General features: G+C 58.4%; 16 protein-coding genes. 10 read left to right on the top strand and 6 right to left on the bottom strand.

Annotation, left to right across the window (positions count from 1 at the left end; genetic code table 11):
- Positions 1-142: 142 nt before the first annotated feature.
- On the top strand, positions 143-892 hold the full coding sequence (locus ACQQZ8_RS06050; protein ID WP_431711784.1) for an alpha/beta fold hydrolase: 750 nt from the start codon (positions 143-145) through the stop codon (positions 890-892).
- A 792-nt stretch (positions 893-1,684) separates the two neighbouring features.
- Positions 1,685-2,116 carry a hypothetical protein gene (locus ACQQZ8_RS06045; RefSeq protein WP_431711783.1) on the top strand — a complete coding sequence of 144 codons (432 nt, stop codon included), beginning with the start codon at positions 1,685-1,687 and terminating at the stop codon, positions 2,114-2,116.
- 63 nt (positions 2,117-2,179) lie between these two features.
- Here ACQQZ8_RS06045 and ACQQZ8_RS06040 read toward each other — a convergent pair whose 3' ends face one another.
- Positions 2,180-2,968: a helix-turn-helix transcriptional regulator gene (locus ACQQZ8_RS06040; RefSeq protein WP_431711782.1), complete on the bottom strand. Its 789-nt coding sequence runs from the start codon at positions 2,966-2,968 to the stop codon at positions 2,180-2,182.
- A gap of 81 nt (positions 2,969-3,049) precedes the next feature.
- Here ACQQZ8_RS06040 and ilvD point away from each other — a divergent pair, with 81 nt between their 5' ends.
- From ilvD to ACQQZ8_RS06000, 8 genes are all read left to right on the top strand, one after another.
- Positions 3,050-4,963, top strand: a complete 1,914-nt coding sequence (ilvD, locus tag ACQQZ8_RS06035) for a dihydroxy-acid dehydratase (protein ID WP_431711781.1) — start codon at positions 3,050-3,052, stop codon at positions 4,961-4,963.
- 495 nt (positions 4,964-5,458) lie between these two features.
- Positions 5,459-6,160, top strand: coding sequence for a hypothetical protein (locus tag ACQQZ8_RS06030; RefSeq protein ID WP_431711780.1), 702 nt, complete (start codon positions 5,459-5,461; stop codon positions 6,158-6,160).
- Positions 6,153-9,758, top strand: a complete 3,606-nt coding sequence (locus ACQQZ8_RS06025; protein ID WP_431711779.1) for a hypothetical protein — start codon at positions 6,153-6,155, stop codon at positions 9,756-9,758. Before ACQQZ8_RS06030 ends, ACQQZ8_RS06025 begins: the two co-directional genes overlap by 8 nt.
- 678 nt (positions 9,759-10,436) lie before the next feature.
- Positions 10,437-11,939: a fumarylacetoacetate hydrolase family protein gene (locus tag ACQQZ8_RS06020; protein WP_431711778.1), complete on the top strand. Its 1,503-nt coding sequence runs from the start codon at positions 10,437-10,439 to the stop codon at positions 11,937-11,939.
- Positions 11,939-12,598 carry a GntR family transcriptional regulator gene (locus ACQQZ8_RS06015; RefSeq protein ID WP_431711777.1) on the top strand — a complete coding sequence of 220 codons (660 nt, stop codon included), beginning with the start codon at positions 11,939-11,941 and terminating at the stop codon, positions 12,596-12,598. The genes ACQQZ8_RS06020 and ACQQZ8_RS06015 overlap by 1 nt, the downstream gene beginning before the upstream one ends.
- Before the next feature lie 58 nt (positions 12,599-12,656).
- Complete coding sequence (gene hpaE / locus ACQQZ8_RS06010) at positions 12,657-14,162, top strand: 5-carboxymethyl-2-hydroxymuconate semialdehyde dehydrogenase (protein ID WP_431711776.1); 1,506 nt, start codon at positions 12,657-12,659, stop codon at positions 14,160-14,162.
- Between the two features lie 36 nt (positions 14,163-14,198).
- Positions 14,199-15,296 carry a 3,4-dihydroxyphenylacetate 2,3-dioxygenase gene (gene hpaD / locus ACQQZ8_RS06005; RefSeq protein ID WP_431711775.1) on the top strand — a complete coding sequence of 366 codons (1,098 nt, stop codon included), beginning with the start codon at positions 14,199-14,201 and terminating at the stop codon, positions 15,294-15,296.
- Between the two features lie 327 nt (positions 15,297-15,623).
- A complete protein-coding gene (locus ACQQZ8_RS06000) occupies positions 15,624-15,899 on the top strand; it encodes a LysE family translocator (RefSeq protein WP_431711774.1) in 276 nt (91 codons plus the stop codon).
- A gap of 85 nt (positions 15,900-15,984) precedes the next feature.
- Here ACQQZ8_RS06000 and ACQQZ8_RS05995 read toward each other — a convergent pair whose 3' ends face one another.
- The 5 genes from ACQQZ8_RS05995 to ACQQZ8_RS05975 all read right to left on the bottom strand — a co-directional run bounded on the left by ACQQZ8_RS05995 (position 15,985) and on the right by ACQQZ8_RS05975 (position 21,929).
- Complete coding sequence (locus ACQQZ8_RS05995) at positions 15,985-17,535, bottom strand: purine-cytosine permease family protein (protein ID WP_431711773.1); 1,551 nt, start codon at positions 17,533-17,535, stop codon at positions 15,985-15,987.
- A 423-nt stretch (positions 17,536-17,958) separates the two neighbouring features.
- Complete coding sequence (locus ACQQZ8_RS05990) at positions 17,959-18,906, bottom strand: acetamidase/formamidase family protein (RefSeq protein ID WP_431711772.1); 948 nt, start codon at positions 18,904-18,906, stop codon at positions 17,959-17,961.
- Complete coding sequence (locus tag ACQQZ8_RS05985; protein ID WP_431711771.1) at positions 18,903-19,235, bottom strand: hypothetical protein; 333 nt, start codon at positions 19,233-19,235, stop codon at positions 18,903-18,905. Before ACQQZ8_RS05985 ends, ACQQZ8_RS05990 begins: the two co-directional genes overlap by 4 nt.
- A gap of 11 nt (positions 19,236-19,246) precedes the next feature.
- On the bottom strand, positions 19,247-20,113 hold the full coding sequence (locus tag ACQQZ8_RS05980) for a hypothetical protein (protein WP_431711770.1): 867 nt from the start codon (positions 20,111-20,113) through the stop codon (positions 19,247-19,249).
- 52 nt (positions 20,114-20,165) lie between these two features.
- A complete protein-coding gene (locus ACQQZ8_RS05975; protein WP_431711769.1) occupies positions 20,166-21,929 on the bottom strand; it encodes a hydantoinase B/oxoprolinase family protein in 1,764 nt (587 codons plus the stop codon).
- Positions 21,930-21,941: the final 12 nt, after the last annotated feature.

The following is a 21,941-nucleotide window of genomic DNA, read 5'->3' as shown; positions in this document are numbered from 1 at the left end:
CGGTCATCCTCTTTAGCGCGGAATATCTTGATTCACTTGAGCGGAAGTCACCCACCCAAGTCGTTAAAGTCAGTTTGACATTAACTATGACCAGATTCTACTGAAACGACGGCTGTGATCAAAGTGACATATAGTTTGACCTATGAGCTTGGATTTGAATCTTCGAGTTATTCCTGCGAACACTGAGGTCAGCGCACCGACCGTACTGCTAATCCACGGGTTCGCTTCGTCATCCGAACTGAACTGGGAACGTTCAGGCTGGGTGCGTCATCTAGCCGATCACGGGCGCAAGGTTGCCCTGATTGACCTCCCAGGGCACGGCGCTGAGCCGAACCGCTCCCCGGGCCCGTGGACACCCAGCAAGATCCGCGAGTCGATGGCTTCGGCACTGGCCGAGATCGATACTCCCATAGATATTTTGGGTTACTCCCTCGGCGCACGGCTGGCTTGGGAATTTGCTGCCAAGCACCCTGAATTGGTGCGCCGACTGGTCATTGGCGGGCCCGGCAGCCTCGACCCACTGGCGGCACTAGCACTAGATGAGGCCCGCCGGTTCGTGGCTACCGGCGAATCCATTGCTGATGAGTACACCGCGAAGGTCATGAAGATTGCCACCAATGAAGCGTCAAATGACTTTTCGGCTCTGTTCAAGCTTGTTGAGGGTATCAAGGACGAACCCTATGATCCGGGCGAGGCAGTACCGAGCACCCCGACCCTACTGGTCGCTGGCGATCAGGACGATTTGGCCACGACCATGCCACAATTGCGCCGCTTGCTCGCGCAGTCCGGGACACCCAGTGAGGTTCTCTGGCTTGCCGGACGCAACCATGCCAATGCGGTGACCAGCCGCGAGTTCAAGAATGCGACTCTAGAATTTCTGAGCGTCAGCTAAAACTACGCGCCAAAAAGACCGTCAACAGAAAGCTTGGCGACTGCGCGGAATAAGTTAATCGTCGAACGAAGCCACCTCAGCCCCAGCGAGAAGCATTCCCCCAATGCATCCCCGGCTAGTATCCACCCCAATGGAAACCAACGGCTATCTCTCTAGGTCTAGGGTGCTTCGTTCGACTTGAACTCATTATTCGACGTGAGACCGCCTTTTATCAAACCGATGTGCATTTGACTGGGCAGTTTTGCCTTACTTGAGCACTCCCTGAGTCAAGCGGTTGACTCAATTCCCTACACCGAGTCAGCATTCGTCTGCTTCGATACGCACCGGCGCCACGCAGCGTGCGCCCCACAATTAGCTAGTCAACTAGCTATTCAAACTGGCCAATGGGTTAGTCGGCCCAGCACGAAGCGCATCATTCGGACACTTCGAAACATGAAGCCAGAGCGTTACCAGAAATTTATATTCGTATGCGTCAAATTTCATGCACGCTGCGTAACACAGATCACATGACTCTTTGCTTCGGGTTCACCACGCTACTGTGAAACAGAGATGGTGACGAAGCATGAGAGTCCGTACCTGCCAGGGTCTGGATCGCACGCTCCCCGGCGCAGGCTCGGGAGACAATAATTCGGCTATGGCAAGGCTGTTAGCGATTCCTCTCGAGTTTTCAGCGAATGAGAGAATCCCCGGATGGTCTGCGTAAGATCCAACTCCTGATAGCCCTCTGTGGACTACGTGGGAAGATTCGCCTGCCGCTGACCGTAGAACCTCTTGCTGGGTAGACTCGGCCGTATGACCGCACCTGCACCGGTAAGGCCAGCTGGCAAGTTCCGTACCGCACTCTTGATCTTGCCCTGCATTTTGCTGGTCAGCGCCTGCGCAACACAACCCGTCAGCGATGAACAATTCCGTGGACTACCCGAGGGTGTGACCATCGATCAGCCGCTGCAGTCCCCACTAGTGACCTGGGGATATAAGCCCCAATCCATCACTGTTACCACTTGGGGCTCTTCGAGCTGTCCACCGAGCGCCGTCGACATGATGCTGAACAGCGAGAAGGAACTAGTCATCTCCTTTGAATCGGTCGAGGGGAGGGACTGCACCGCCGATCTGGCACCCACCACGCACGTCTTCACTTTGCCCGATGACGCACAGCATTCGCCACTGACGGTCAAAACGAGTTTGGACGGGGTTCTTGGAAGCGAAGCGACCGTGCTGAAGTAGCAACTGACCGTGACTGCGGGCTAGTGCGTAGTTCAGCTCAAGGCATCCGCGCAAAGACTGACGTTAGCTTCCGCATAATGGTGCGTAGACCAAGAGCGTGAGATCGGGGGCTTCGGCCGGTGTGAGGTTGTGCTGCTCGTAGCGCATCACGCCCTTGTCCGGGTGTCGGAATAAACGTTCACGGGTCCGGAAACCGGCCACATCACGTTCGGTCCAGATGGCCGCAAATTCGTCGGAGGCAGCCGAGACCCGAGCAACGATTCCGCTTTCTCCCGCCGGGCTGAGCCAACCCCGAGTTTCGGCGCGGAAACTCCCGACGAAACCACGGCTCTGTTCCGCCCAGTCCGGCAGCATCTGCCGTAATTGGGTGTCGGTGAATACGAGCCACAATAAGTTTCGGTCCTTCTCTTCCAGTGCGTTGATCCGCGGGTAGAGCTGCGCATAGGCCGCATTCCACCCAATGATCGTCCAGTCGGCGGCCAGTAAGAAGGCCGGGAAATCCATGGCATCCAGCAAACGCTGGAGTGCCGGGGTCATCGCCCCTGGGCCAGCCGGCCCAGATTGCCCATGCCCACCCAAGGAGAGCAGATAGGTGTTTTCCACCGGGGTCAGCCGATACAGTCTGGCCAAGGATTCCAACACTTGCCGGGAGGGGTTGATGTCTCTGGCTTGCTCCAACCAGGTGTACCAAGTGACCGAAATCCCGGCCAAGGTGGCCACCTCCTCGCGGCGCAACCCAAAGCCTCTACTTCGTCCCACATCGGGCAGGCCATGCGCGGCACGTTCGGCCCGAGCCCGACGATCCTTCAGAAACGCCGCAAGCTCATCACGGCGCCGTTGCGCGGCATCCATGCAACCCTCTTTTCCTAGTAGTACCACTACTAGTATTGACACCGTCTCGGTTCTCTGCAAAACCTGTGATGAGATTAGGGTATGACCACACTTCGTTCGCATACTGTCACCCATGGCCGCAATATGGCTGGAGCCCGCGCACTCTTCCGCGCCGCCGGCGTTAACGGCGCCGATCTGGGCAAAAAGCCGATTATCGCGGTAGCTAATAGCTTCACCGAGTTCGTCCCCGGGCACACGCACCTGCAGCCGGTGGGACGAATTGTCTCCGAAGCCATCGAAGCCGCTGGCGGCATCCCCCGCGAATTTAACACCATCGCCGTGGATGATGGCATCGCTATGGGCCACGGCGGCATGCTCTACTCGCTACCCTCACGCGATCTGATCGCCGACTCGGTGGAGTACATGGTCAACGCGCACTGCGCCGACGCGTTGATCTGTATCTCTAACTGCGACAAGATCACCCCGGGCATGCTCATGGCCGCGCTGCGCCTGAACATCCCGACCGTCTTTGTCTCCGGCGGCCCCATGGAAGCTGGCCGCGCCACCTTGGTGGACGGCACCGTACGCACCTTGGACCTGGTGGATGCCATCTCCGAGGCCGTGAATGAAAACGTTTCGGACGCCGATTTGTTGCGCATCGAAGAGTCCGCGTGCCCAACCTGCGGTTCCTGCTCGGGCATGTTCACCGCGAACTCGATGAACTGCCTCACCGAAGCCATGGGTTTGGCTCTGCCAGGTAACGGCTCCACGCTGGCCACTCACACCGCCCGCAAAGACCTGTACCAGAACGCCGGCAAGCTCGTGGTAGACATCGCCAACCGCTACTACGGTGAAAATGATGAAACCGTCCTGCCGCGCAACGTTGCCACCAAGCGGGCCTTCGGCAACGCCATGGCACTAGATATCGCCATGGGCGGTTCAACCAACACCATCTTGCACCTGCTGGCCGCAGCCCACGAAGCTGGCGTGGACTTCGGACTAGATGAAATCGATGAGGTTTCCCGCCGTGTGCCATGCTTGGCCAAGGTTGCCCCCAACGCCGCGGGCGCCGGCAAGATCTACTACATGGAAGACGTGCATCGCGCCGGCGGCATCCCAGCCATCCTCGGCGAACTGCGCCGCGGCGGTCTGCTGGATGAAACCGTACACACCGTCCATGCCAAGACCATGGGCGAATGGCTGGACGCCTGGGATATCCGCAGCGGTCAAGCCATCGAAGAATCCTTCGAGCTATGGCACGCGGCCCCGGGCGGGGTCCGCTCTTCCACCGCCTTCTCGCAGTCCGAGCGTTGGGCCGCACTGGATACCGACGCCGCAGAGGGATGCATCCGTTCGGTAGAGCATGCTTACTCCAAGGACGGCGGACTGGCCGTGCTGCGCGGCAATATCGCCGTGGATGGTGCCGTGGTGAAAACCGCCGGTGTAGATCCCTCGATCTGGACCTTCTCCGGCCCGGCAGTGGTCTGCGAATCGCAGGATGAGGCCGTGGAGAAGATCCTGAACAAGCAGGTGAAGGAAGGGGACGTGGTGGTCATCCGCTACGAGGGTCCTAAGGGTGGGCCGGGCATGCAGGAAATGCTCTACCCAACCTCATTCCTCAAGGGTCGTGGGCTGGGCAAGGCTTGTGCACTGATCACTGACGGTCGGTTCTCCGGCGGTACGTCAGGGTTGTCTATCGGGCACGTCTCCCCCGAAGCTGCCTCCGGCGGCATGATCGCACTGGTAGAAGATGGCGACATCATCTCCATCGACATTCCCACCCGCGAACTGACCTTGAATGTCTCCGAAGATATCTTGGCTGAACGCCGCGAACGCTTGTTGTCCACCACCGGATACCGCCCAGCCAACCGCGAACGCGTTGTCTCCCCGGCACTGCGCGCCTACGCCGCCATGGCGCTGTCGGCGGACAAGGGTGCAGTTCGCGATGTGGATCGCGTCGAGCGTGCACTGCGCGAAGCTGATGAGCGTGCAGCAGCACTGGAAAGCGCCCGCTAGTCACAACAAGTGCACTCGTTGAGGCTCAAACTCACCATGGCCTAGCCCATGAAGAGTCCGGCCCTTCGAGGATCAAACCGATGAATCGGTGCGATCCTCGAAGGGCCGGTTTTTCTTTATTAGGTTCGCTAACCCCAATTCAGTACCCCGTGGCATCACGGCGCGCCAGGTGCTTAGTTCTGCGCCAAGTGTATTGAAAGCTCAGGTCTTCCCGTGAGTGGAACTCCAACTGCACCGAACCGAGCCATCGCATTTCTGGTGACACAGACCCTCGGCCGCGATGGAATGCCGATCGAATCAGCTACTGATGATTGACCTTCATATTCTGTCTATTTGTTAGATAATCGTGGTCAGTCTGGCAACCCTAAGATAATCTTAAGATTCGCTCGACGTTCACTGTATATACGTCAAACGCATCGATTCTTAAGGTGTCGAACGCGATGTTTTCAATCATCACCTAAATAGGGGGAACCTTGGTGCAGTTTTGGGGGCATAATGCCCAATAAAGTTCACGGACGCCACAGGCTGTGGCGTCCGATCGGTGGACTGGTGACAGCAGCAGTGGTAATTCTGGCCGCAGGCAGTGCCGCCGCGGCTGACGAAAACACCTTTACCAGTCCTGATAACGCTGAAGTCCTCTGGATCGACGTGGAAGCTAGCAATCTCGACGCTTCGACGATCACCGGAACCATCACCAGCGATGATTTTGAGAATTCTCTTGAATTCCGCACTTCACCATCGGGTGTCACTGCGGTATTGGATCAGTTTCCGCAAGAATTTTCTCTGACCCTGTCTGCACCGGCCGAAACTTCCGCTCGACTAGCGGTCACCTTCGCCACCGCCCAGCAAGCGATTCTTTCTGAGGAAGGAACCGCGACCATCATTCCAGCCCAGAACGATCAGGAGACACCGAAACCTGAACCGACTTCTGAGCCGGATCCAGATCAGAATCAGACCGGACCAGACTCCTCAGATGACACTCCGGACAGTTCTGAAGACGGTACTCCGCACACCGGTCCCGATGAGTCGAAACAAAGCCCCGATTCTTCAGATCCACGTCACGAAGCGAAGGATCCGGGCAACCCGGTGGTAACGGGCGCATCGGTCATGTGGACGCTTGGAGCGGCTCTGGCCCTGTTGACTGTTGGCCTCGGAGTTTTGGTAATTCGTCGGCGAGGAGTCCGCAGCCATGACTAAACGACTATGGAAAACTGGCGGCGTTGCGCTCTCCGCCTCCTTGCTACTGTCCCTATTGGCGCCGGTCGCCGCGGCCGCTCCGAACGACGAATCGGAAACTTTTACCCCGCAGATTCAAGATGTCTCCGACACGGTGGGCTTCAATACACTGAATCGTCTACCGGAAATTGAGCCGGGCGTCGTGGGGACAATTCCCACTGCCGGAACCGGGCTCACTGTTGCAGGCCTCGAGGACGGGTCAGCACTGGTCCGTTTATCGGTATTTGCCAGTGACGCGGCCACGCAGGTTTCTGCTGCTGGCGCCGCGGTACTTCAGGTGCCGGGCAACAGCGAAGCATCGACCACCATCTTGGTGCCGGTGAGTAACGGGCACATCCCGGTCAGCGCCTCCGCGCAAGCCAAGGTGCGCGTAGAAGTTTTGGCTTCCTTCGCCGCCGATAACCAAACCCCGGGTGCAACTATTGCATTGCCCGAGGCGGTCAAGCGTGCCGAGTCGATCAATGAATTGGGATTTGATCAGCTTCCCACCACCGCAGAAGAACTTAGCGTGGTCGGCATCGGCGGAGTTCCCAGCCAGGATGTTCGCGCGGTTTATGTGACGGCGAACTTGCAGCTGGAGCAGGCCGGAACCGTGACCATCTCCGGTCAGGACCTTGCACTACCCGCGGGCCAGAGCATCATCACCACCATCGCGATGGTGAGCGAAGCCGGAACCATTGAAATCAGCTCGAACGTTGCTGGTCATTTACGCCTTGATGTCACCGGTTGGGTTGTGGGATCCGCGCAAAATGTCAGCTCGGCGAACTCCACTGGTAGCTACGTCCCCACCGCCGAGGCGCAGTGGACTAGTGGTCAGGTGTCCGCCGAAGCACCGACCACTGTAGAGATCAGCGGTCACACCACGCGCGCACAGGCTCTAGCACTGGTCTCGGCCGAACCGACCGAAGGCGCTATGCGCTCCTTTGTGAATGTTGGTCAGGAGGCTTCGGGTCGTAGCCGAGGAGTTCTGGTCGATCCCGAGCTGGGCGCGCTGCCACAGATCGAATTGGTTGAAGTCTCCACCACGCAGGCCGCGCTGAGCGTGCAAGGTTCCAGCGTTGATGTCAACGTGCTGGCGTTGGGTGACATTGTCGGAGAGACCACGAACACTGCCGGGGATACCGCGGTAGAGATTCAGGCCCCCGAGTCGGTGGATCTAGGCGCGGAGGGTGAAGTACTGCTGCAGGGCTCAATCTCCAGCAATGCCCCGGTTTCTCGGGTCGAACTACACGGTAACGGTCAATACATTGGCACTGCCGCGGTTCGCTACTCGCCCGAAGGCGCGAACTGGCAGTTCCGCACCGCTGCCCCACAGGAAGGGGAAATCAGCTACTCGGCAACGGCTATTGCCCGTGATGGGAGCAAAGCCAGCGCGGAGACCAAGGTCCAGGTAACCATCCCCGACGAGGATCTGACGGTTATCTCCCCGGATGTCGTCATCGTGGAAACCGACGAACTTGACGGCTACTCCGAGGGAACGTTCCGCTTCGGCACCGAGCCTGAGTTGTCCCCCGGAGATGTTCTGGTGGCAGATGCCTCGCAGGCCACTCCCGAAGGCGCGCTGGGCCGAGTAACTTCCATTCAGCAAACCGATGAGGGTTGGCTTGTAGAGACCGAGGAAGCCACCCTGACCGATGTTTTCTTGCAGGCTGATAACGAAAGTAGCACGGCTGCGTTCACCGAAGGCACCGAGCTGATCGCTCCGGAAGGCGATCAAGGCTTCGAGGTCATCGACGAGGGTGTCCCGAACGCGGAACTGATCGAAGTTGAGGAAAGTGCTCTGGCACCGGGCTCGGGGCGAAGCAACTTGGTGCAGCCTGCCGAGACTACGCAACAAGATTCCCTCAAGAGTGAGTACAAGCTAAGCGGCAAGGCAGAACTAGCCTTCACCAAGGGTAATGAATCGAAGAGAATCGACCTGTCTTTCGCCTCGGACGGAACCAAGGAAGAGGCTATTGAGGAGGTTAAGTCCTCCGGTGGCATCTCCTTCGTCGGTGAAGTTGAGGCCATGCTTGGTCTGGAAACATTGTTGAAGGTCGAGATCAAGTGGAGTTGGGGCATTCCACGAGGCGAACTGACGCACTTCAAGTCTGTTTTCAAGGGTAGTTTTAAGGCAGGATATGAGGCTGCAGTATCCGGCACATATTCCGAAGAACTATCTTATGAAATCACCAAGCTCAAGGGTGCACCTGTCACAGTGATGGTTGGACCGGTTCCGGTTGTTCTCGTGCCAGGAGCCTCTCTCAAAGCCATTGGCAACCTTGATGCCTCGGTGAGTTTCTCCTACGGACAAGAATTCAATCCGACCTTCGAATACGGCGTGGAATACAAGGATGGATCGTGGAATCCGGTTCGCGCCCCGGGCCAAGGAGAGCCTCAGGAGCCTGCCCAATGTGTTGGCTGGGGTAGCAATGTCAAGGCTTCAGGTGAGGTCTCCGGGCAAGGCGGTTTGGAGTTGTCTGTCGATGTGAAAATCTTTGGCTGGGCAGGTCCGAAAGCTTCGGTGTCTGCTGAGGGTAAGTCCACTTTCAATGTCACCTATGATGGCGCCAAAGACGAACTCAGTGCAGCCCTGACTAACGCACTCGTGCTGGCCGCCGCACTCAAGGTCGATGCCAAGATTAAAATCATTGGCGTTGAGATCGGTGAAGAATGGGAGATGGCACGGCTTGAACGCGTCTATGAACTGAACCATGAGCTACCCATTCAGTTGGACTTGTGCGCCAACGAGCAGCCCAGCCCAAATCCGGACGATGAGGATGACGACGGTGAGGAAGCCGCCGACTCGCTACTAGAGGGACAAGTCACCGACGCGGCCACCACCGAGCCACTTACCGACGTGCAGTTGAGCTTCAAAGACAGTCAGGGCGAAACCCATAACGTTACCCCTGATGCACAGGGTAAATACTCGGTAGCCTTGGCCTATGGCCAAGTATTTGTCAGCGCCACTGCCGATGGGTACATCCCGTACTCGCGAACCATTGCTGTTCCCGAAGGCGAAACGCGAACCCTAGATATTCAGCTCTCCCGGGAACTGGAAAGCACGCAGTACCGTGCGGTACTGACTTGGGGTGCCGAACCATCGGATCTGGACTCGCATTTGATCGGTGTGGACTCCGAACACGACTACCACGTGTACTACGGTAGGAAACAAGCCTATGACGCGAACTGGGAAGAAATCATTGCTGAATTAGATGTCGATGATGTCACCTCCTACGGGCCGGAAACAACAACTTTTGATGTGACCAGCACCGGTGATTACACCTTCTTCATTCACAATTACAGTGGTTTCCCATCGCTTGCGGCGTCCGGCGCAAATGTGGCGCTCTACCAGGGCAATAACAAGATTGCCGATTTTGATGTTCCAGCTGGAGACGAAGAACTATACTGGAATGTCTTCAGAATCCAGAATGGCCAGCTGGTCATTCTGAACAATCTGTCCGATGAACCAGGCATCAGCGGTGCGGCGGGTACCACCCAACGTATTGCTGAACCAGGGTTGATCACTGAGGAACTGCTCGATCAGACGCAGGACGAGATCCAGCGCAGCAACAAGTAGATCTTCAATATGATCCGTGGTTGGCAAAGCCAGTTCTTTGCCAACCACCTCGCCCAGGGTATGACCTCAGGAGTCCACTGAGGTCATACCCTGGGGCGTTTAATCTTGGATTTCTGTGCTCGGCTTCGACAGCAATCACAGTCAGCTACCTCCGGGGGCAGGCAGTCTCTTCCGCGCTGCCGAGCCTCGTGGTGTCAGTAGCAGCAAGTCCTTGTCCTAATATCCACAGTCAGTCCCCATGAAGACATGACAAGACGTGGTTCCACGAGCTGCGCCCCTATCAACAAGGTTCCGCACTACTTCCTACTCATGCTCGATACTTAAAACTTAGCCGCAATTATTCGCCTTCGGTATTCAACGAAGGTATGCGCTGGAGGCAAACCGCGCCGTGCAGCGGGTCTCCTTGGCCGGGCTCCACAGACTCCGTAAGGATGCGAAACCCCTCAATCGACACCACACCCGTGAATTGCACCCGAGGAATTTCTGCAAGTCCTCCCCAAACCCTATGCGCTGCCCTAGGCTGGAGCCACCGCAACATCCCGCACAATTCCACGTTGCTCCACAAACAAGCCAAAAACTCGGCATCAACAATTGGTTCTCACAAGCACTTGACACCGGCTGAGATTCGGAGCACACTGATCGTATACGATTTGATGTACGACGGAAGTGGGAGAATCAATGAGCACCTCGGTTTCGGTTGACGAGACGACCTTCAGCCAGGCAGGTAAGGTCCTGGCCGTACACCTGTCCTACTCCTCGCGGGCAACACAGCGTGGACGCACCCCGAAGTTCCCTAGCTACTTCATGAAGGCCTCCTCTTCGCTCGCCGTCTCCGGTTCCACCGTGGAACGTCCAGCGGGCACCGAACTGCTGGCTTTTGAAGGTGAAATTGCCTTGATCATTGGCAAACCAGCCCGCCGCGTATCCGTCGAAGACGCCTGGAGCTACGTTGGCTCGGTCACCGCCGCCAACGATCTGGGTGTACATGACATCAAGTACGCCGACAAGGGTTCGAACATCCGATCCAAGTCCGGTGACGGCTACACCCCAATGGGTCCAGTTGCTCTCGACGCAGCCGACATCGATCCCGCCAAGCTGCGTGTGCAGACCTGGGTCAACGGCAAGCTAGTGCAGGATGCCGACACCTCCGAACTACTCTTCTCCTTCGCCACCATCGTGGCCGACCTTTCCCAGCAGATGACCCTGCTGCCAGGTGATGTCATCCTCACCGGCACTCCAGCTGGTTCCTCCGTATTCTTCCCTGGCGATGTGGTTGAAGTTGAGGTGACCGACCTAGTAACCGGTGCCAGCACCGGCAAGCTGAAGACCACCGCAGTGGAAGGCAACACCGCATTTGCCGCATTCGGTAACCAGCCAAAGGTCACCGAAAAGGACAAGGAAGACGCTTACGGAGACCGCGAGTCCGCCGGTCTAGAACCAGTGGTCACCGGCAAGTCGGTACTCACCGATGAGGTGCGCGCCAAGCTGGGCGCCGTAGCTACCGCTACCCTGTCTGCCACCCTGCGCAAGCTGGGCCTGAACAACGTGAACATCGAAGTACCCGGCTCAACCAAGGGCATGAAGCGCGTCATCGGAACCGCCCGCACCCTACGCTACGTACCGAACCGCGAGGACCTGTTCAAGTCCAAGGGCGGCGGCTACAACATGCAGAAGCAGTCCATTGACTCGCTGGGCGACGGCGACATTCTCGTCATGGAAGCTCGCGGTGAAACCGGTTCGGCCACCTTAGGTGACATCCTCGCGCTACGTGCCCAGACTCTTGGTGCCGCCGGCATCATCACCGATGGTGGGGTTCGCGACCTGGAGGCTGTCACCGGCCTAGAAGTCCCGGTCTTCTACAACGGTGCACACCCAGCGGTACTGGGACGCAAGCACGTGCCATGGGACAGCGACATCACCGTGGCTTGCGGTGGCGTCACCGTACAGCCGGGTGACGTGATCGTGGCCGACTCCGATGGCATTGTGGTCATTCCACCACACTTGGTCGCCGAGGTAGCCGAGGCAGCGGTAGCCACCGAAATGAGCGACGAATTCATCTTCGCCATGGTGCAGCGCGGCCACATCATCGAGGGCCTGTTCCCGATGAACGCCGAGTGGAAGGCTAAGTACCAGGCTTGGCAGGATGCCGGTAAGCCTGATCTGGCCAGCTGGGAAGTCTAATGACCCCCTCAAAATCCGAAGCAGCTTACGCGATCGTCTCCGAACGGATCAATAACGGGGCTTACTCCCCAGGTTATCGACTCGTGCTGGGGACTATCGCCGAAGAGCTGGGCTGCTCGGTGGTTCCGGTGCGTGAAGCAATTCGCCGGCTGGAAGCCGAAGGTCTAGTGAACTTCACCCGCAATGTCGGAGCCACCGTGGCTCAGCTCGATGGCACCTTGTATCTGCACACCATGCAGACCCTGGCGGTCATCGAACCGGCGGCCACCGCCTTGGCCGCCCCGCTGATGACCGATCAGATGCTCGCCCGAGCCCATGAGGTCAACAAACAGATGCGCCAATCACTGGTTGATTTCAACCCGCTGGCCTTCACCAAACTGAATACCGAATTCCACGAACTGCTGTACTGCAACTGCCCCAACCCGCATATTTTGGATCTGGTCCATCGCGGGTGGCGGCGCCTGGCAGCCATGCGTTCGAGCTCCTTCTCACACATCCCGCACCGGGCAGCCGAGTCCGTCGAGGAACACCAGCAGCTGCTGGATCTACTCGATGCCAAGGCCCCTGCCAACGAAATCGAGAAGGCGGCCAGGGTCCACCGCACCAACACGCTCAACGCGTACCTGTCGGCTGCGGGCATGGAACCCTCGGCCATCTAGTTTCACTGAAGCAAAAAAAACTTTCTAAGATTCACCGAAGCGAAAGGAACATCCCTCAATGAGCAAGCACTTTGTCCCGGAGAACCTGCCCAGCAAGATTCAGCACTACATCAACGGTGAATTCGTTGATTCCATCGGTGGCGAAACCTTCGAGGTTTTGGATCCAGTAACCAACAAGCCCTACGTGAACGCCGCCGCCGGCCAGAAGGCTGACATCGACGCCGCCGTCGCCGCGGCCACCGAAGCTTTCAAGAACGGCCCATGGCCAAAGATGAAGCCACGCGAGCGCGCCAACGTGCTGTACAAGATCGCTGATGCCGTAGTGGCTCAGGAAGATCGCCTGGCCGAAATGGAAACCTTCGACACCGGCCTGCCGATCACCCAGGCTCGTGGCCAGGCCCAGCGTGCCGCAGAGAACTTCCGCTTCTTCGCCGATTTGATCGTTGCGCAGCACGACACCGCATTGAAGGTGCCAGGCAGCCAGCTGAACTACGTGAACCGCAAGCCTATCGGTGTGGCCGGGTTGATCACCCCCTGGAACACCCCGTTCATGCTTGAATCCTGGAAGCTCGCACCATCGATCGCCTCGGGCTGCACCGTGGTGCTCAAGCCCGCAGAATTCACCCCACTCTCGGCCAGCCTCTGGGCCAAGATCTTTGAAGATGCCGGACTGCCTAAGGGCGTGTTCAACCTGGTCAACGGCATCGGCGAAGACGCCGGTGACGCACTGGTCAAGCACCCAGACGTGCCACTGATCTCCTTCACCGGTGAATCCTCCACCGGTCAGCTGATCTACCGCAACTGCGCCGAGAACCTCAAGGGCATGTCCATGGAACTGGGCGGCAAGTCCCCAGCCATCGTCTTTGACGATGCCGACTTTGACGCTGCGATTGACTCCACCCTGTTCGGTGTTTTCTCGCTGAACGGTGAGCGTTGCACCGCCGGTAGCCGCATCCTGGTTCAGCGTGGCATCTACGATCAGTTCGTTGAGGCCTACGCAGCCCGTGCCAAGAACATCAAGGTGGGCGATCCACACGATCCAGCCACCCAGGTTGGCGCACTGGTTCACCCAGAGCACTACGACAAGGTCATGAGCTACGTCGAGATCGGCAAGTCTGAAGGCCGTCTGGTGGCCGGTGGCGGTCGCCCAGAGAACCTGCCAGAAGGTCAGGAAAACGGCTCCTACGTGGCTCCAACCGTGTTCGCAGATGTCTCCCCAGATGCCCGTATCTTCCAGGAAGAAATCTTCGGCCCCGTCGTGGCGATCACCCCGTTCGACACCGAGGAAGAGGCTCTGGAGCTGGCCAACAACACCAAGTACGGTTTGGCCGCTTACCTGTGGACCAATGACCTGAAGCGTGCCCACAACTTCGCCCAGAACATCGAGGCCGGCATGGTGTGGCTCAACTCCCACAACGTGCGTGATCTGCGCAGCCCCTTCGGCGGCGTGAAGGCCTCGGGCTTGGGCCACGAGGGCGGCTACCGCTCCATCGATTTCTACACCGACCAGCAGGCTGTTCACATCACCCTCGGTGATGTTCACACCCCGAAGTTCGGCGCCTAACTTACCCACCATTCCTGCTTGCAAAGGAGCAACATCATGAGCAACGAAATCCCTAAGCCTTCAGTTCCAGCGCCGGATATCCTGCGCTGCGCCTACATGGAAATTGTCGTCACCGACTTGAAGAAGTCCCGTGACTTCTACGTTGACGTACTGGGTCTGCATGTCACCGAGGAAGATGACAAGCGTATCTACCTGCGTTCCTTCGAAGAGTTCATCCACCACAACCTGGTGCTGACCGAAGGCCCAATCGCCGCAGTGGCCGCATTCTCCTACCGTGTTCGCACTCCAGAGGACGTGGACAAGGCCGAGGCTTACTACAAGGAGCTGGGCTGCCGCACCGAGCGTCGCAAGGACGGCTTCGTCAAGGGTATCGGCGACTCGCTGCGCGTGGAAGATCCGCTGGGCTTCCCGTACGAGTTCTTCTTCGAGACCGAGCACGTTGAGCGTCTGCACATGCGCTACGACCTGTACTCGGCCGGTGAGCTGGTCCGTCTGGACCACTTCAACCAGGTCACCCCGGACGTGCCACGCGGCCGCAAGTACATGGAAGACCTAGGCTTCCGCGTCACCGAGGACATCAAGGACGACAAGGGCACCACCTACGCCGCCTGGATGCACCGCAAGGGTACCGTGCACGACACCGCACTCACCGGTGGCAACGGCCCACGCATGCACCACGTGGCCTTCTCCACCCACGAGAAGCACAACATCATCCAGATCTGTGACAAGCTCGGCGCACTGCGCATGTCCGACCGCATCGAGCGCGGCCCAGGCCGTCACGGCGTGTCCAACGCGTTCTACCTGTACATCCTGGATCCAGATGGCCACCGCGTGGAAATCTACACCCAGGACTACTACACCGGAGATCCAGACAACCCAGTCATCACCTGGGATGTGCACGATAACCAGCGCCGCGACTGGTGGGGCAACCCAGTTGTTCCTTCTTGGTACACCGAGGCCTCGCTGGTGTTGGACCTGGACGGCAACGTGCAGGAAATCGTTGAGCGCACCGATGACTCGGAGCTTGACGTCACCATCGGTGCCGACGGTTTCTCCTACACCCGTGCTGGCGACGAAGATGGCGCCTACCACGGTGAAGCAGCTAAGGGCTTCAAGCTGGGCAACCAGCTCTAAACCCACGCTAGCCGGCTAACGGTTTTCTTAGCCCGGTGTGCTGGTACCAAGGTTCTTCCCTGATCCTTGGCCACCAGCGCACCGGGCTTTGGCTATTCCTTAGAATAATACACAAGTATTGGCGGTTCCCGGCATTTATTGTGCACCTCCAAAGGAACGAAATAGTCGACGTAATCAGCTGGGGCTTCCGGGTGTGTACGCCCTTGCTGGCATCCCGGCTCGACTCCCCCATGATCCGTCCGCGCGCGACTAGCGCGTTTGTGTTTGACGACACTTTTCCCATGTTCTCGTGTGAAACATCTGCAAACCTTATAGGATTTCCGGTTAATGACCGCGACCCAAAGGATCGGCTTGATATTGGTTTCCATGGTCCTGATCGCCGTCCCCGGAGCAAGTGTCATATTCGTTGTCGGAAGGGCTTTTAGCCAGGGTCGCGCCAACGCACTAGCAAGTGTTTTCGCTAACGCCATTGGATGCTTTTCTGCGGGAGTCGCCATTGCCTTTGGCCTCGGCCCGTTGCTTGAACGCTCTGAGCTGCAGTTCCAGCTGATCAAATGGGCCGGCATCCTGTACCTGAGCCATCCGGGCCACAGCCGTTCCTGACGCATTGAGAAGACCGGCCTCGAACACCACTAAAGATGGTTCGAGGCCGGTCTTCTACATTCCTAGATTGCCATCCCACATATCCCTAATGGTTCATGGAACAGGCATCACATATTGGTTCTAGATCATGGTTCGGATCCCGGTCCATTTCCCAGGCCACATAGGATAGCTCGCAACTATGGCACTGAATCCAGGTCTGTTGCGCATCGCTGACTTCGGTGTGCGGATCCGGCATTCCGGTTTTCACCGGTTCGGGCCTCAGGACAAGCAATGTCGCATAAAGTACCGCGGCAATCACCAGGGTCACCAGGGCAGGGACGGCACTAAATACGGGAGGAACTCCCGGAATCTCGGCCACTGCAATACCGGCACCGGCCGCAATAACCCACACCAGTAGTCCCAAGGTGAACTTGGGTAGTCGTCCGGCCCGAAATTCCGGGCCCACCCGACGGTCCTTCGGAACCATCACATAGTGCGTCAGTGCGACGGTAGCCCATCCCACGAGGAAGACACCCTGCCACGTTAGCGCCCGCTCCAAATAGCTGAAGACATTGGTGAGCATCAATAAGAAGACCAGTGTGCCAATGAGCAGGATCCAGATGGCTCGGTGAACTCGTTTTCCAGTCACCCCTGTCCAAATGCGGTTCCAATTCGTTGAAGCCTGGTAGAAGTTTAACGAATTGATACGAATCTGCGATACAGCGATGAATACCCTACCTAATAGCCCCGAAGCTCCCAGGATCGCAATCACCACGCCGGCTTCCGCCGTTGCCTCATTCGGAACGACGGTGCGGACCAGGAAGATTCCGGCCACCCCGTTCACTAGGAAGAGGAAAAAGTAGAAAACCGGTCCGAAGGAAACGACGGTATGGAATTTCTCATCTTCGATTTTGCCGAAACGAGCGAAATCTTGGGTAGTCGGCAGCAACAGCCAAACCCCCATGTACAGGACGAAGCCGAGCAGCCAGCCGGGGTAGGCGCGAGCCTCCTCGGGAACGATCCCAGCAAAGTCCATCCAGCCCTGGGAGTCGTAGTTCACCGCAGTCAGAACCAGAACGAGAATCAAACCGAGCCCGTAGAAGGGCAGCAGAATCCCGTTCATCCGGCCCATCCAAGTCTGCACGCCGCCAAGCATCAGCGGCAGCATGGCCACCACCACAATCGCGTACCAGATGCGGATATCCCAATCCGGGGTGTAGTACTGAAAGGCGACCGCCAGCGTGCTACTTTCAAAGACCGCGTAGTACACGGTATTGGCGCTGACCAAAAACGCGGTCAGTAGGGCGCCCACGGTGCCGAACATCCGCCGGGTGAGCATGGCGCTATTCAGGCCGCTGCGGATCCCCCAACGGGTAAAGATGCCTCCCATAATCGAATAGGTCACGACACTGAGCACGATTGCGATCACCGCGTTGACGCTGCCGTACAGGCCGGCCACCAGTGCTCCATAGAAAATCCAGATCATGGCGCTGAGCAGTGACCAGTACGACATGGTGAGTTGCCAGCGTCCAATCCGAGCGGTGATTGGCACCATGTGATTGCTATAGTCGTTGGCCCGCTGAGCCGCAACCACCTGTGGATCATCGGTGGAACGCGACTTCATTTCGGGGAGGGTGGAGTGAATTATTCGCGACATCGGTCGCTCCTTGCCAGAAATGGGCATCCGCGAACATGAACCCGGTGCGAATGTGGGTGAGGGGCTGCATCTGGCCCTCTGGTGCGATGCAGCAAAAAGGTCGCCAAGTGATGACTTTCCCCGCAACGTCCTCATTGAGCATGCGGTCAGTACATACGTCGGCCGGTAGAGGTTTATGCCAGCTAGTGGGCAACCTGGCTGTATCCGGTACTGCCCTCATTTTTTGGGCGGTAGTGGCTCAGCTCACTCATCAGCGCGTCATGCGGTGATGCAACATCAGATATCCCCATCGATACCTGGAAAAGAAAACTTTGCGCTGCTCGCCGTGACTGAACGACGTAGCGAGAAATACTTTGCGGCTGCTTAGCAGCCGGTGCTGGTTTCCGCCTCACCTCTGTGAGGCGGAAACCGTAACGGGTCCCGTTACCGGGTCAGTTTGCGCATCACGGTATGCACACCGACCACTCCGTTGACCATTTGGGTCACCCGCACATCGGCGGCAATCGAACACAGGCTGTAGGCTTCCGATTCTTCCAACCCTTCGGTAACCAGCCAGTTGACCATGTCATTGACCGCGTCGTGGGCGGCGACCTCCAGGGTCTGGCCGAATCCGGTGGAGATGAACTCCGTTGCGGTTTCGGCTCGTGGGGTGCTTAACCCTGCGCCCGGGACCAGACTAAAACGCAAGCGGACATGTTCGGCCGCGGTCTCGATGGCCGTCTGGTTGACTTCCCCGTCCCCCTGCACCGCGTGGGCGTCCCCGCAGAAGAACCCGGCCCCCTCGCGGAAGACTGGAAGGGTCAGCTGGGTTCCGGCGACCAGGGCGGACAGATCCATATTCCCGCCGAAAGGGCCGGGTTCCACGGTGGAGATCACCTCATCGGACTCCGGGGCCACCCCCATGATCCCCAGGAACGGTTTCAAGGGGATCCGCACCGGACCGAGGGTGGTGCTCATGGATTCGCGGTCCAGCTCAAAGTGCCGGATCATGCCTTGGCCAAAGCGTTCGCGCAGTACGCCGCGACCCCGAGGATTTTCCACCACGAGGTTGAAGCCATGTGCGGCGGGAATCACTTCGAGGATCTCCACCACCAGTCCATCCCCGGGATTGGCACCACGAACATGAATGGGTCCGGTGAGCGAATGCGGTCCCAAGGCCTGGGGAAAACCCGCCTTGATGGCAGCAAAATCACCGATTTGAGTCAGCGGTGTGACCCGATTGCCCCAGTGAGCCCAGGTGGAGAGCACCACTTCGTCTCCCGGATCGATCCACAGCGCCGGGGGTGCGTTCGGGTCGATCCGACCCACCGTGACCGTAGCTTCCGTGGCAGGAAGCTCATGGATCTTCCCGACCACCTCCGCAGAGGTCACTTCCCACCTGCCACTACGTCTTCGGTGTGCGGCACTTCTTCCTGGCGGATTGAGGCCAGCAGATGCTCCACCGCGCTGGTCGCGCCCTTCTTGTTATTGGCGAAGAGGATTCGGGCAAATTGTGCCCCGAGGTAGGGGTGGAACCCCATTTCGTAGAGGGTGTGAAAATCCCGCTCCTCGATGGCCTTACGCTCATCCTCCCGTAGTGGGTACCTATCCAGGACTTGGGCTTCGTCGATTTCGAATTCGGTGCGCAACTCGGCGCTCCATTTCAGGTCCTGCACCAGATCGTGTGAAACCAGGGCCAGGTTAATCTTTCCCAAACTCATTTTCACCCCTCCTAACCGGCGACCACGGCGGTGTTCATATTCCAGCTCACCGCACCAATTCCGCAGCGCCACTTATCCCAGGCCGTGTAGCCCAGCACGTCGCATTCCTTCTCGCCAATGGCACCCATGACCACAATCCAGCTCAGCAACTCACCGGTGCCATGGTTCCCGGCACCTTCCATCTTTTCCACCGTGGCTTCGGTCAATACCTTGGAGTGATCCCCGTCAGCCAGCAATCCCAGGAACCAGTTATCGAACTCCTCATCAATCCAGAAGTCACGCTTTCCACCGGGCTCGTGGCTCAATCCTCCGGTGGCGAATAGACCCACCCGCAGTCCCTCGGGAAGATCATTTTTGATCACGTCGGCCAATTCTTGACCCACCTGATAGCAACGGTTCTGATCTGGTACCGGTGGCACGGTCACATTTTGCAATATCGGGATAATCGGCACCCCGGCCAAGTCGATTTCGGTTTTCTTCACCGGCACCGAAATATTGTCATCAAAATTCAGATTCTCGCGCGTGGCCGTGGCGCGCACCCCACGATGGTTCAGGCCATTGAAGACCATCTCGGCCAGGTCGGCACGCCCGGGTACGGCGTAATCGCCGCAGTTGAGCCAATCCCTGAAGAACTCGGCCGGACCGCTATGCACCGGTGCCATCCCAATGACAAAGTCAGGGTATTCCCGGATACGATTATTGGCCATATGGTCATTAGCGACCATAATCAACACATCCAGATCGGCTTCGCGGATCTGCCGGGCGATCTCCCCATAGGCGCGGGTGACGATACGGCGCGAGTCCTCGGGTGCTTCATCGAATAGGCCCAAGAGGCCCGGAGCATGACTGGCGGCGACCGCCAGAACTATTTCTGCCATGACTATCTCCTTAGATTTTCAAAGGTGTGTTCCTGCCGTGGGCAGGGCGGAATTATTTGGTGCTGCCGGCGCGCAGCCGTGCGGTTTCTTCCGAGAGGACCTCGAAGGTGTCCGGGTCGATGGCCACTCCGTAGTTGGTGCGTGCCGCATCCAGGGACACCACTTCCTGGCGCACATCGCGGGCCACCAGTTCGGCGGGGCGCAGGTGCGGGTGACCGAAGCCGCCGCCACCGCTGGCGGTGACCTCAAAAACGTCTCCCTTGTTCAGCGTGTAGAAGGAGTTCGTTTCTACGGCTACAGGTTCGGCTTCGCCCTGGGCCAGCGTCAATTTTTGGACAATTCCGGGCTGCCCACCGAGCAAACCGTAGGGAGCGGTTTCTGGCATGAACCCGCTGCCGTAGGTGGCGCAGGAAATTTTATCGGCCAGCACCTTCCAGCGGTAGCGAACTCCCAGGCCGCCACGCCATTGTCCGGCGCCGGCACTGTCTTTCAGGTATTCCAGCTCTTCGAGCAGGTAGGGGGTGTCCAGTTCGTGGAGTTCCGGGTCTGGAGTGCGCAACCCGCCCAAGGTATTGGCCGGTGACAGGTGGTCCCAGCCGTCAAAACCCTCGGTGGCACCGCTGCCGCCCTTCCCCAGGAAGTGCAGGTCTCCGAAGGGACGGCCGGTGCGCGGGTTCACCCCCATGGTGGCCGGGGTGCACCAGCGCGCCCAGCCGGCGTGAGCCCGGCTCGGGATGGCCTGGGCCAACGCCAACCAGACGGCACCGGCGATGGTTTCGCAAGTGGGAACGGTGCAAGCTGCTACGGGTGCCGGTTCCAGCGGGTTCACGATCGAACCGGCTGGGGCGATGAGCTCAAGTGGTTCGATGGCTCCGCTGTTGTAGCGGATATCCGGATCCATTGCTCCGAAAAGTGCCAAGTGTGCCGAGGCCACCGTATTGGCCAGCGGGCTGTTGATAAAGCCTGCGGCCTGCGGATCGCTGTCGCTGAAGTCGAAGATCATTTTCGAGCCCTGAACCTTGATGGTCAACGCAATCTGATAGGCCCGGTTCTTCTCGATGCCGTCGTTGTCCACCAGGGCGTGTGAACTGTAGTGACCATCGGGGATCTGCTCGATTTCCTTCCGTACCTGACGGGCACTGGCGGCAAGTAGTTCGTCGCTGGCTTGTTCGATGGTGCTCGGTCCGTACTTTTCAAGCAGTCCGTGCAGCCGGCGTTCGCCAATGGCGGTTGCGCCAATCTGACAGTTCAACACGCTTTCCACCAGGGAACGCATGCGCACATTTCCGAGAATCATTTCCCAGGCATCCCTGCGTAGTTTGCCCTCGGCAATAATCTTGGTCGGCGGGATCCGAATCCCCTCGTCGTGAACATCGGTGGCCGCCGGGTTGAACCCGACGACTCCCCCGCCGCCCACGTCGGCGTTGTGCCCCTTGGTCATCGCCCAGAATTTCAGTTCGCCTTCCCAAAAGACCGGACGGGTAATCGTAATGTCGGGCAGATGAGAGCCGCCGTTGAATGGATCATTGTGGATAAAGACATCGCCATCCTGCACATCCCCTACGAAAAATTCGGCAATGGCGCGCTGGGCAAAGGGAGTGGCGCCGCCAATCACGGGGATGTAGTGGGTCTGAGCCAGCAGTCGGCAATCGGCACTGAAAATCGAGGTGGCAAAGTCACGTGCTTCCACGAAAATTGGGGAACGCGAGGTGCGCAACATGGTTTGCCCAATTTCGCGGGTGATTCCGTCAAGGGCATTTCCGATGACCGCTACAAGGATTGGATCCGTGTTGGTCTGTGTCGGTGTCTGGGTCATGGCTATTGACTC

The organism is Glutamicibacter uratoxydans, assembly GCF_050753455.1.
Taxonomy (GTDB): Bacteria; Actinomycetota; Actinomycetes; order Actinomycetales; family Micrococcaceae; genus Glutamicibacter; species Glutamicibacter uratoxydans_A.
Note: the sequence above shows the minus strand (reverse complement) of the source record. Positions and strands in the feature narration are given on the sequence as shown.

What these genes read in the sequence shown, in the direction of transcription:
- ACQQZ8_RS06050 (WP_431711784.1), top strand. Translation starts at nt 143, where the DNA reads ATGAGCTTGGATTTGAATCTTCGAGTTATTCCTGCGAACACTGAGGTC.
- ACQQZ8_RS06045 (WP_431711783.1), top strand. Translation starts at nt 1,685, where the DNA reads ATGACCGCACCTGCACCGGTAAGGCCAGCTGGCAAGTTCCGTACCGCA.
- ACQQZ8_RS06040 (WP_431711782.1), bottom strand. Translation starts at nt 2,968, where the DNA reads ATGGATGCCGCGCAACGGCGCCGTGATGAGCTTGCGGCGTTTCTGAAG.
- ilvD (WP_431711781.1), top strand. Translation starts at nt 3,050, where the DNA reads ATGACCACACTTCGTTCGCATACTGTCACCCATGGCCGCAATATGGCT.
- ACQQZ8_RS06030 (WP_431711780.1), top strand. Translation starts at nt 5,459, where the DNA reads ATGCCCAATAAAGTTCACGGACGCCACAGGCTGTGGCGTCCGATCGGT.
- ACQQZ8_RS06025 (WP_431711779.1), top strand. Translation starts at nt 6,153, where the DNA reads ATGACTAAACGACTATGGAAAACTGGCGGCGTTGCGCTCTCCGCCTCC.
- ACQQZ8_RS06020 (WP_431711778.1), top strand. Translation starts at nt 10,437, where the DNA reads ATGAGCACCTCGGTTTCGGTTGACGAGACGACCTTCAGCCAGGCAGGT.
- ACQQZ8_RS06015 (WP_431711777.1), top strand. Translation starts at nt 11,939, where the DNA reads ATGACCCCCTCAAAATCCGAAGCAGCTTACGCGATCGTCTCCGAACGG.
- hpaE (WP_431711776.1), top strand. Translation starts at nt 12,657, where the DNA reads ATGAGCAAGCACTTTGTCCCGGAGAACCTGCCCAGCAAGATTCAGCAC.
- hpaD (WP_431711775.1), top strand. Translation starts at nt 14,199, where the DNA reads ATGAGCAACGAAATCCCTAAGCCTTCAGTTCCAGCGCCGGATATCCTG.
- ACQQZ8_RS06000 (WP_431711774.1), top strand. Translation starts at nt 15,624, where the DNA reads ATGACCGCGACCCAAAGGATCGGCTTGATATTGGTTTCCATGGTCCTG.
- ACQQZ8_RS05995 (WP_431711773.1), bottom strand. Translation starts at nt 17,535, where the DNA reads ATGTCGCGAATAATTCACTCCACCCTCCCCGAAATGAAGTCGCGTTCC.
- ACQQZ8_RS05985 (WP_431711771.1), bottom strand. Translation starts at nt 19,235, where the DNA reads ATGAGTTTGGGAAAGATTAACCTGGCCCTGGTTTCACACGATCTGGTG.
- ACQQZ8_RS05980 (WP_431711770.1), bottom strand. Translation starts at nt 20,113, where the DNA reads ATGGCAGAAATAGTTCTGGCGGTCGCCGCCAGTCATGCTCCGGGCCTC.
- ACQQZ8_RS05975 (WP_431711769.1), bottom strand. Translation starts at nt 21,929, where the DNA reads ATGACCCAGACACCGACACAGACCAACACGGATCCAATCCTTGTAGCG.